This window comes from Pedobacter sp. UYP1 (genome assembly GCF_040547305.1).
Taxonomy (GTDB): domain Bacteria; phylum Bacteroidota; class Bacteroidia; order Sphingobacteriales; family Sphingobacteriaceae; genus Pedobacter.
This window is the reverse complement of the sequence record NZ_JBEPPL010000015.1, coordinates 13,392-25,002: the sequence shown is the minus strand read 5'-3', so window position 1 is coordinate 25,002 and position 11,611 is coordinate 13,392. Positions and strand designations below refer to the sequence as shown.

General features: G+C 38.3%; 7 protein-coding genes. 6 read left to right on the top strand and 1 reads right to left on the bottom strand.

The features are described from left to right. Window positions 1-8 precede the first annotated feature (8 nt). From ABIB30_RS22370 to ABIB30_RS22355, 4 genes are all read left to right on the top strand, one after another. Window positions 9-1,157 carry an efflux RND transporter periplasmic adaptor subunit gene (locus ABIB30_RS22370; RefSeq protein WP_354305284.1) on the top strand — a complete coding sequence of 383 codons (1,149 nt, stop codon included), beginning with the start codon at window positions 9-11 and terminating at the stop codon, window positions 1,155-1,157. 85 nt (window positions 1,158-1,242) lie between these two features. After that, the gene (locus tag ABIB30_RS22365; RefSeq protein WP_354305283.1) at window positions 1,243-1,851 is read left to right on the top strand and encodes a hypothetical protein; all 609 of its coding nucleotides are present in this window, start codon (window positions 1,243-1,245) and stop codon (window positions 1,849-1,851) included. A gap of 7 nt (window positions 1,852-1,858) precedes the next feature. Further along, complete coding sequence (locus ABIB30_RS22360; protein ID WP_354305282.1) at window positions 1,859-2,596, top strand: Dph6-related ATP pyrophosphatase; 738 nt, start codon at window positions 1,859-1,861, stop codon at window positions 2,594-2,596. 9 nt (window positions 2,597-2,605) lie between these two features. Then, on the top strand, window positions 2,606-3,643 hold the full coding sequence (locus ABIB30_RS22355) for a S66 peptidase family protein (RefSeq protein WP_354305281.1): 1,038 nt from the start codon (window positions 2,606-2,608) through the stop codon (window positions 3,641-3,643). Window positions 3,644-3,704: 61 nt separating this feature from the next. Here ABIB30_RS22355 and ABIB30_RS22350 read toward each other — a convergent pair whose 3' ends face one another. After that, window positions 3,705-5,054: an OmpA family protein gene (locus ABIB30_RS22350; protein ID WP_354305280.1), complete on the bottom strand. Its 1,350-nt coding sequence runs from the start codon at window positions 5,052-5,054 to the stop codon at window positions 3,705-3,707. Window positions 5,055-5,584: 530 nt separating this feature from the next. Between ABIB30_RS22350 and ABIB30_RS22345 the strand changes: the two genes are divergently transcribed. Beyond that, window positions 5,585-7,972, top strand: coding sequence for a TonB-dependent siderophore receptor (locus ABIB30_RS22345; RefSeq protein WP_354305279.1), 2,388 nt, complete (start codon window positions 5,585-5,587; stop codon window positions 7,970-7,972). A 390-nt stretch (window positions 7,973-8,362) separates the two neighbouring features. Next, window positions 8,363-11,557 (top strand): SusC/RagA family TonB-linked outer membrane protein, encoded by a 3,195-nt coding sequence (locus tag ABIB30_RS22340; protein ID WP_354305278.1) that lies wholly within the window; start codon window positions 8,363-8,365, stop codon window positions 11,555-11,557. The last annotated feature ends 54 nt before the right edge of the window (window positions 11,558-11,611 follow it).

Sequence of the window (11,611 nt, the reverse complement as noted above, 5' to 3'; positions counted from 1 at the left end):
TAAAAAAGATGAAAAAAGTAATTCAATTCGCATCCCTTATGCTCTTTTTATGCGCATCCTGCAGCAATCGGCAACAAGATGAAAAGGCTGCCGTAAAGGAAGAAAAACCTCAAACAAAGGTTGATGAAGACGTGGTTCAGCTTTTGCCAGAGCAGATCAAAAACTCAGGAGTGGAAACCGGGCCTTTTGAAAAGAAGGAAATGCACACAGCCTTAAAAGTGAATGGTGTGGTTGACGTACCACCAGAAAATATGATATCAATCAGTATCCCATTAGGCGGATATGTTAAAAAGATGATGCTGATCCCAGGAATGCGGGTAGCTAAAGGAAGTATATTAGCTACTATAGAAGATCAGCAATACATCCAATTACAACAAGACTACCTGACGGCAAAGAGTAAATTGAAATTTGCAGAAGCAGATTATATCCGTCAAAAAGGTTTAAATGCAACAAAAGCAACAAGTGATAAGCTTTTCCAGCAAGCAGAAAGTGAATTTAGCAGTCAAAAAATCCTGGCGCGTTCACTAGCCGAAAAGATCAGGTTAACCGGTCTGAACCCAAATGCCTTAAACGAGAATAATATCTCAAGAGCGATTAATATCTATGCCCCTATAAGCGGCTATGTCACTAAAGTAAACGTGAATACCGGGAAGTATGTTACTTCTTCAGATGTTTTATTCGAACTCATTAATCCGGGTGCTTTACATGTGAACCTGACAGTTTTTGAAAACGATGCATCCAAATTAAAAGAAGGGCAAAGAATCATTTGTACAACCAATAAACATCCAGAGAAGAAATACCTGGCCGTAATTCATTTGATTACACCAAACATAGGCGAAGACCGCACAACCAGTGTACATTGTGATTTGAAAGATGCGGATAAAGATTTATTGCCCGGTACTTTTATGAATGCAACTATTGAACTAAACAATAACAGTGTTACTGCAGTTCCTGAAAGCGCAGTAGTGAAGTGGGAAAATAAAGAATATATTTTTTCTGCAGAGGGAGGAAATAAATTCAGAATGCGGAAGGTAGAAACCGGAGTGATTAACAATGGATTTGTAGAGATTAAATCACCACTGGATGTGAAATCAATTGTAATCAAAAATGCTTACGCGATTTTAATGAAAATGAAGAATAGCGAAGAAGAAGGATAAATAATTAATTTCATGTTATATTTACGACGAAGGTTGCCTTAAACAGGTGACCTTTGTCGTGAATAAATATAACCTTCCAGTCTGAATGAGCGCCCTTAAACCAATACTTTCAAAGAAAACTGATAAAGAATTATTGTTTTATATCAATAATATTGATAAACATACGGATGAAGCCGTACAATTAGCGCTTGCCGAATTACAGCTTAGAAATGTTGAGTTACCTGAAACAATAACGAGCGATATAACAGGAAAGCTTAATGTGAGAACAATACAGACCTTACAAGGAAAAGAAGAAGTCTGGACTGAAAATATCGACGAATACCTTGAGGCTCCAGAATGTTATACTAAAACTGCTGTTTATACTTTTTCAATTTTATTTTCTGTTCTGCTCGGTGCATATATGCTGGCTGTAAATTGTAAAGCAACCGGCAGAAGAATGTGGCCGGTAGCTTTATTTGGTGTTCTATATACTTTGTCACTCCCTTTTGTTCTGGGATTTATAAAACTGGATAGTATAGGCTTTGGCTATGTAGCTAACAGCGTTGTGACCCTGGTTATGTATGAATTATTTTGGAACAGTGAGCTTGAAAGAGATTTTAAATGCAGAGCTAAACCAATCTTGATTCCATTAATTATAGGCATTATTATCGCTATTTTTATCTTTATAAGAATTGTTATACTGAAAAATAAATAACAAACCATTGAGTAAACTAAAAACATATTTTAACTGGAGTACAGGCAAAGATTCTGCTCTTGCTTTGCACTATCTGATGCAGGATAAAAACTACAGCATAGAACATCTGCTTACCTCAGTTAACCGACAACATAACCGGGTCAGCATGCATGGTTTACGCAGAGAATTATATCAACTGCAAATTGAAGCACTAAATCTTTCATACAGTACTATAGAATTGCCAGAACAACCCTCCATGCAGGAATATGAAATGCTAATGGAAAAGGAAGTTTCTACACTACAACAACAAGGATTTACACATGCTGCTTTTGGTGATATTTTTTTAGAAGACCTGCGGAAATATAGAGAAAACCAATTATCAACCTTAAATATAAAAGCTGTTTTCCCTCTTTGGAAAAAAGACACCAGGGAATTGCTCACTGAATTTATTGACCTCGGTTTCAAATCTATCCTGGTTTGTATCAAAGCAGATTTACTCGATCAGGAATTTGCAGGAAGAATTATTGATACAGATTTCATTAAAGACTTGCCTTCGAATGTCGACCTATGTGGAGAGAATGGCGAATTCCATACCTTTTGTTTTGATGGCCCTATCTTCAATAAGCCTGTTCCTTTTGAAATAGGGGAGAAGGTTTACAGAGAATACCAAGCCCCTAAAACAGCTGATGACTCTTGTTCAACCCAGCCTGCGAAAAGTAATAGTGGATTTTGGTTTTGCGATTTATTGCCAGTTAATAATAGCTAATCATTACAAATGAAGCCGATGAACCGAAAATATTTCATTTCCTCTCTGGTCGCCTCAGCAATAGTATTTCCAAGCTTAAAAAGCCGGGCTGACTTTTCGGCAATAGAAGAAGTCAGCAAGATTAAAATCCCACCTTATCTAAAACCCGGTGATACCATAGGCATTACTAGTCCTGCTGGTTCTATTAGCTTATCTGGTATTCAGCCCGCTGTTCAGCTGATGGAAAGTTGGGGATACAAAATTGCAATTGGTTCAACCATAGGAAAAAAAGATTTTACCTATGGAGGTACAGACAAAGAAAGGCTCGAAGACCTGCAGCAACTATTAGATAATCCGGTTATCAAAGCAATTATGTGCGCCAGAGGCGGATATGGTATTGTACGTATTATTGATCAGCTGGATTTTACTGAATTTATCAAACACCCTAAATGGTTAATCGGATTTAGCGATGTCACCGTTTTACACTGCCATATCAATCAGAATTTTGGTATAGCAACCCTGCACGCTAAAATGTGTAATAGCTTTCCTGACGATTGGACTAAAGCAGAACCCATACAGATCTCTACAATCTTATCGATCAGACAAGCCTTAGCTGGTGAAGATTTTAAATATACTGCTCCAATAACGCAATCAAACCGGTTAGGTAGGGCAGAAGGGGTACTAGTAGGAGGTAATCTCAGCATTATAGCCAGTAATTCTGGTACAAAATCAGATCTGCACACCGCTGGTAAAATCCTGTTCCTGGAAGATACTGGTGAATATTTGTATAATATTGACCGGATGTTCTGGAATCTGAAGCGCACAGGGAAACTAGCTCATCTTGCAGGATTGATCATTGGCGGATTTAGTGCAAAACCAGATGACCCAGGCGAAATATTTGGTAAAACAACCGAGGAAATTGTAATGGAGAAAGTAAAGGAATATGATTACCCGGTTTGTTTCAATTTTCCTTCAGGACATCAACGTGCTAACTTTGCACTGAAATGCGGAACGCAACATATGCTTGAGGTTGGAAGGGAAGGAAGCATGCTCCGCTCGTTGAAATAATCAGACTAATAAATTACAAAGTCCGCCTTGAATTCAGGCCGGACTTTGTAATCAACTATAACTATTTTTTTGTCACGCGGATATCAATACGGCGATTCTGTGCTTTTCCATCAGCGGTATCATTGCTGGCAATTGGATGTTCTGCACCATAACCTTCAGCCTCTAAACGCTTAGGATCTACACCCAATTTTACCAGTTCCTGCATCGCTGCATTAGCCCGTTCGTTAGCTATTTTCTTATTGATTGCTGCATCTCCAGTATTATCAGTATAACCACCTAATTTTAGATTAACCTCAGGATACGCCTTTAAAATTGCCACCATATTTTTTAATTGTTCCTGTGATTCTGCCTTTAACGTGCTTTTTCCAGTTTCGAAGTATAATCTGTCAAATGTAAACCAGGTAGTTTTATCAACTGGTTTGTTTTTATCCTCAATAAATGCAATTAACCTGCTTTCTACAGAGTTCTCACCAATATTGATGACTGTGCCATCAGGCAATTTCTTATCTGTTTTAGCACCAAGATCTCTAACGAAATCCCCTGCTTCATTTAGCTTCCCGGAAATGGTACTGCTTACTGCAGCAGCTCCCGCTTTCATTGCATTACTCGCAGAATCCATTTTAGAACCCATTGAATCGACCTTAGTTGATAAAGAATCAGTAGCACTGCCAACTGCAGACTTATTACAACCCGATCTGCCCATAATCCACCATGCACCAATAATAATGATCAATAAAGGAATCAGCCATTTCAGGAATCCACCACCAGATTTAGTGTCCTGAACTGTTCCATAATTAACAGGTGGTACTTTCGGTAAATCTACTTTAGGAACCTCAACCTGAGGGATTTCTACTTTAGGTAGCGCTACCTTAGGCAAACTAAGATTTGCTAAACCCAGTGAATCACTCAAACCCGGCGGCAATGCTGCGGTAATCTCCGGTTTACTTTCAAATATTTTACCTAGCAAGTCAGAAAAATTCCATCCTTTACTAGCCATAGTCTTTGTAATAAAGCCGATAACCAGTGGCGCAATCATGGCCATTAGTCCCGAAGATTTTTCGGCACTTAACCCCGTAGAAGTGGAAAGAGAACTAGTTACAGCACCAGCATCATTCCCAAATAAACCTCCTAACAATGATTTTCCTTTATCCAGTAAAGAATCTTCACTACCATTTAATAAATCTTCAGGATTACTTTCTGCAGTTGTACCAGCACCAGCCAGGCCTGGTAATATTTTACCCAGGAAGCCAGTGTCCGATCCAGTTCCATTTTTCAGGATTCCCCCTAAAACGGCGGGGATACCAGCAGCGAAACCAGTTTTTACCTGATCTTCGCTTACGCCAGCTTTCTGGCTCAGAGATGAGATTACATGAGCACTCACCTGACTTTTTAATAGCTCAATTAAATTCATGTTGATAGTTTTTAGGTTAGAAATTTTAGTGTTTTTATCGATCTTTTATAAAATAAAAGACGCATTAACTCATAATATTCAAACAATCCCTATACACCCCGCCTTTAATTTCAATTCAGTGTTTACAGAAAAAACACTTGCACATACCTAAATATAAGCTAATTAAACTATTTAATTGCTATTCACTTTGATTAAGATCCTGTAGTAAAATTTACATCTAAGTACTAATTGGTAAAAAAACAAAGAAACCTCATAATGCCAGATTTGAAGAGGCGAATGAGCTATAATCTTTTTAATTAAACAGTTATCAGCGAATATTTAAGATCCTGCAAAACCTTACCAGAAAGATTAGACGAGAAATAGTAAATAGTTATCTTAATATAATAATTTCGGCTTTTCATCGAATTTTATTTTTCCCGGTAGTTTATTTGTCATTTTAAAGTCTTATTTTAAATCAGTCTAAATAATAACTATTTAGTAATCAGATGATGTTGTAAGTTTGTTGCCTCAAACAACACACACCAATATTTATGCTTTTTTCTACAACAAAAGTCGCTGTAACCGCATTTTTTCTTTTGCTGGTTACTTCAGTTTCCTTCGCTCAAACAGGAGGAATTAAAGGAATTATAAAAACATCAGATGGGGTACCAGTAGAACTGGCCATGGTTGCAATTAAGGGCGTTGCCAATACTGCAACTGATAAAGAAGGTCAGTACCTGCTAAAGAATATTCCAGCCGGGACTTACACTATAGCTGCACGCCTGGTAGGATTAAATTCAGTATCCCAAAATGTGACTGTAAACAAAGGAGAAACGATAATTGTGGACCTCACTTTTACTGCTTCCAGTCAGCAATTAAAAGAGGTCATTGTGAGTGGTGGAAAAACCAATAAATTCGCAGTGAAAGAAAGTAATTTTGTTGCAAAAATGCCTTTGAAGAATCTCGAAAATCCACAGGTTTATTCTGTTGTTTCTAAAGAATTGATGGCAGAGCAGCAGATCACTAACTATGATGATGCATTGAAAAATGTTCCTGGAATTGATAAGTTATGGTCTTCTACAGGACGTAGCGGAGACGGAGCAGGTTATTTTTCTCTCAGAGGCTTTGCTGTGCAGCCTACACTGGTAAACGGTTTACCAGGATTAACCAATGGAAGTCTGGATGTTTCTAATGTAGAGCGTATTGAAGTGCTTAAAGGCCCATCAGGAACTTTATTCGGGAGCAGTTTGATTTCTTACGGTGGATTAATTAATACAGTAACCAAACAACCATTTGATGGTACTGCAACAGACGTTACTTATACCGCAGGAAGTTATGGATTGAATAGAATAACTGCTGACTTCAATACCGCACTTGATAAAGACCATAAAGTACTTTTCCGGGTGAATGCAGCTTACCATGATGAAAACAGTTTTCAGGATGCAGGATTTAAGAAAACAAGATTTATCGCGCCATCTCTATCCTATAAAGTAAATGACAGGTTATCCTTCTTATTGAATACTCAATTTTTGAGCGCAGAAGGTACAAATCCGACGATGCTGTTTTTCGACAGAAGTACCGCGCTAAAAGTGAATACGCTGGCTGGTTTAAACTATGATCCTAAACAATCATTTACAAATAATAACCTGAGCATTAAGACTCCGGTTGCCAGTATGCAGGCACAGATGAATTATAAGATATCAGATCAGTGGAATTCGCAAACGGTAGTTTCCAGAGGTACAGCAAAATCTGATGGTTATTACTCTTACCTGTATGAATCCTCTAAATCTGTTGCCGGGTCTTCTAAATTTGACCGGTACATCAGTGACCAGAATTCTACTACAGAAACAACTGACATTCAACAGAACTTTACAGGCGACTTTCACATTGGTGGTATGCGCAATAGAATTGTTGCCGGTCTTGACTATTTCAACAGAACATTTATAGACAATAGCTCAGCTTATGCAGGCTTAGGTTTGGTAACTCTGGGAGGAACTGATACGGGGGTACTAACCAAACAAAACGCAGATGCTGCGATAGCTGCAGCAAACAGTTACAATAACAGCAATACAAATCAACAAGTTTACAGCGCCTATGTATCAGATGTTTTAAACTTCACCCCAGCGCTTTCAGGAATGTTCAGTTTGCGCGTAGACAGATTTCAAAATGGAGGGCAAACTGCTGCGGCTGCAGACAGGTATTCACAGACCGCATTGTCCCCTAAATTCGGGTTAGTATACCAGGTATTAAAAGATAAACTTTCTGTTTTCGGAAATTACATGAACGGTTTTACCAATGTTCCACCAGCAAATGTGTCTATAGACGGGATCTCTTCTACAAAAACTTTCAAACCAGAACATGCTAATCAATGGGAAACGGGAGTAAAGACAGATCTATTTGAAGGTAAATTGACTGCTTCATTAAGCTATTATGATATTCGTGTAGCTAATGTGATCTTGAATAGCGGTCAGAATGATGTTTCACAAGGCGGTAAGAACTTCAGTAAAGGATTTGAAGTAGAAATACAAGCTAACCCTTTCCCAGGTTTTAATATCAATGCAGGCTATAGTAAAAATACAAGTAAACTAACAGGAGCAAGTGCAGATTACGAAGGCAGAAGACCTGAAAGTGCAGGGCCGGAAGATCTTGTAAATGCCTGGTTTAGCTATAAAATTATGAATGGAAGCGCAAAGGGGCTGGGTTTTGGCTTCGGCGGAAATTATGCTGGCAAGAATTTGATCTTGAACAGAGCAACAACTGGCGTATTTACACTTCCTTCTTATACAATACTGAGCGCTTCGGTTTCTTATGGGATAAAGGCTTTTACATTTGCATTTAAAATGGACAATCTTACCAATAAAGAATATTATAAAGGTTGGAGTACAATTGAACCAATGAGACCAAGAACAGCATCAGGAACCATTAGTTATCACTTTTAATAAAAAAAAGCGCTAAAAAAGTCCTTATCTGCTATATGCAGGCAAGGGCTTTTTTTGTTTTTGATCATTTTGCGTTCGTTTTAATGATTTTTAGGTTTGAATAAGTTTTTTTTTTGAAGTAAGTATTGCTAATTCTATTGTTTTTCTCTTCTTGTCTTGTTTTGATGGTTATTTGTTGTGTTTTTTAGCTATTTTACTGGTTTTCGTATTGTTTTTAATGGTTAATCTGCGATTTTCGTAGTTGTCTTTGTGTTTTTATTCAAAGATTATTGTTTTTTCTGAGTCATTTTGCGACTGTATGTTTTAAAATTTTATTAGTCTGGTTATTGTATTGTATCGGAATTGTTATATTAAGGCAGCCACAATTAACTAAAAACTAAACTAAATTTTATGAAGAAAATTCTAACGATCTTTTTCGTGATGATGCTATTTGCAAATTTTGCAATAGCTCAGGAACGAACTATTACCGGCACAATCACAGCTAAAGAGGATGACCTTCCTCTGCCAGGCGTAACTATTCGTTTTAAAGGCGCCAAGGGCGGAACTCAGACAAAAGCAGATGGAAAGTTCGCTGTCAAAGTACCTGCAACAGTAACTACGCTTGAAATTTCCTCTCTAGGCTTTATTACCCAGGAGAAGGTAATTGGCAGATCATCCGTATGGAACATTGTGATGGAAAACAGTGCTCAAACCCTTAGCGATGTTGTTGTTGTCGGTTATGGCACACAAAAAAGAGGGGAAATTACTGGAAGCAGTTCATCCGTAACTGGAGCGGCGATTGCGCAAAAACCAATTCAAAGTCTGGAAGCTGGTTTAGCAGGACGCGCTTCTGGTGTGCAAATTACTGTTCCTTCCGGCGTTCTGAATTCACCACCCGTATTCAGAATTCGCGGAACAAATTCAATCTCATTGAGTTCTCAGCCCTTATTTGTTATTGATGGTATAGTTGCGACCTCGGGCGATGCCTCAAATGTTGCTTCACTAACCGCTGCGGCAACTAATCCTTTGGCAAGTATCAATCCAAATGATATTGAGAGTATAGACATCGCAAAAGACGCAGCATCCACTGCTATATACGGGAGCAGGGCAGCGAATGGAGTTGTATTTGTGACCACAAAAAAAGGTAAAACAGGAGTTCCCAGAATAAACTATGACAATTGGGTTGGATGGTCAAGCCCTTACCGTTTGCCAAAATTATTAGATGCATTTCAGTATACAGATTATAAAAATGAAGCTGTAGCAAATGCGAATTCAATTCGGGCAGGTAGCGTAAATATTAATGTGAACGGAGTTTCGCAATTGCCGAAATTTGCGCTTACTAATGGGCCTGATGGGCAACCAATTAATACCAGGTGGTACGATTACGCCTATCATACAGGTTTTTCTCAAAATCATAATGCGAATATCTCTGGTGGTACTGAAAATACAAAGTATTACATGGGTGCCGGTTATTCCGATCAGCAAGGTATTTACATCAAGAATAGCTTTAAAAGATTAAATGCACTGTTTAATATAGATAGTAAAATTAATGATTACCTGTCTATTGGAGGTAAATTAGCTTATTCAAATGAAAAGAATCTTGCAGGTATCAATTCAGGATCTAACTATGGTGATGCCTATGGCACTTCTGGCGTAGCAAGAACAGCATTAGTTAATGCACCTAATGTTTCTCCTTACAATAACGATGGGAGCTTTAACCTGGGCGCTACCTTTGTAGGGCCGATGAACAACGTGGTAAGTGGTAATCAGGTTGGCTTCTATAACTTTGCACAAGTGCTTTCTAAGAACAGAGAGAACAATGAAACAGATCATATCCAATCTAACGCTTATATACAGATCAATCCTTTTAAATGGTTATCACTGAGGTCTGTTTATGGGATTGATAACATCAATGCTGACAACGATATTTTTTACAATCCTGTACACGGACCAGGGCAGGGGCTAAACGGTCAGGCCTTTGGGATCTTCAGAAAAAGAAAAAACTGGGTCTGGACTAACACTGCACAGGCAAATTTGACCACTGGCAAGCATAACTTTAATGCATTACTTGGTCAGGAGCAGCAAAGAAATACTGTTACTGGTTATGGTATAGACCGTCAGGGATTAGCAGATCCGAATTATGATGTTGTACAAGCAGGTTTTACATTAAATAATGCTTCAGCAATGATTTATGGTGAAAACTATCTGTTATCTTATTTTGGACGTTTGAACTATAACTTTGACGGAAAATATTTCCTGAGCGGTAACTTGAGACAAGATGAATACTCGGCATTAGGGCAAAAGAAAGGAACTTTCTGGGGAGTTTCTGCAGGATGGGAAATCACTAAAGAAGAGTTTTGGAAAAACAGCAGCTTAGAAAATATCTTCAGTAGTTTTAAACTAAGAGGTAGCTACGGTAAAGTTGGTAATATTGGCGGTATTGACGATTACGCGACCTTAACAACTTTCACCTCTGGATTATATGGCGGCGCTGCTACTTCTATCTATAATGCTGCTGGTAACACCCAATTGAAGTGGGAGACCAGTAAAAAAACGGATATAGGTTTCAATTTTGGAATTCTAAAGAACAGGTTAACTGCTGAAGTTGCTTATTATAAAAATAATATCGACGGGCTGATTATTAATGTTCCACAAGCCCCATCTACAGGTGTGCCAACCAGTATCTTACTGAACGCAGGTACCATGTATAATAAAGGATTTGAATTTTCACTGAATGCAACCCCAGTACAGACCGCAGCATTCAGCTGGACAAGTAATTTCAATATCTCATTCAACAAAAACGAGATCACCTCTCTTGCTCCAGGACTGAAAGAAATCATCTTTGCTACCGGAAGTACCTCAACAGGAGAGAACGTAAACAGAACTGCACCTGGTTACTCCATCGGATATCTCTATGTAGTTAAAACCGCAGGTGTAGATCAGGCAACAGGTAACCGGATATTTTTAAACGCTGCCGGCAGGAAAGTTACCTATCAGCACATTGTCCCTACAGGACAATCCAACTGGAAATACCTTGATGATGGAACAGCAGCACCAGCAATCACACAAAGTGCTGACGCAGTAATGTATAAAAACTCTTCCCCAAAAGTTTATGGTGGATTTGACAATACTTTCCGTTACAAAGGATTTGATTTAAACGTGATGCTTACCTATCAATTGGGCTTTTATGTTTCTTACGGAACCAACGCAGGTTTGCACGATCAGCGCTACTGGAATAACGCAGTCGATGTGCTGAACCGCTGGCAAAAACCAGGAGATATAACTGATTTTCCAAGAGCGGTTTATGGTGATAATGTTTCTTATGGTAATACTATTCCATTGGACATCAATGTGTTTAAAGCTGATTTCGTTAAATTAAAGAATCTGTCTTTCGGTTATACTTTTCCTAAATCGATTTTAGGAAAAGCAAAGCTCAATAACCTTAGAGTTTTTGTAGCCGGCCAGAACCTTGCGATTATCACAAAATACCCAGGTCCTGATCCCGAAGTTGCTTCCAATGGTTTAAACCCGGGTGGACAAGGATCAGATAGAAACTCCGGTCCAAATTCAAGAACCTATACCATGGGACTTAGTGTAAGCTTTTAATTGATCAAAACAGAAAATCATGAATAAAAAATATATACTTATAACGGCAATATA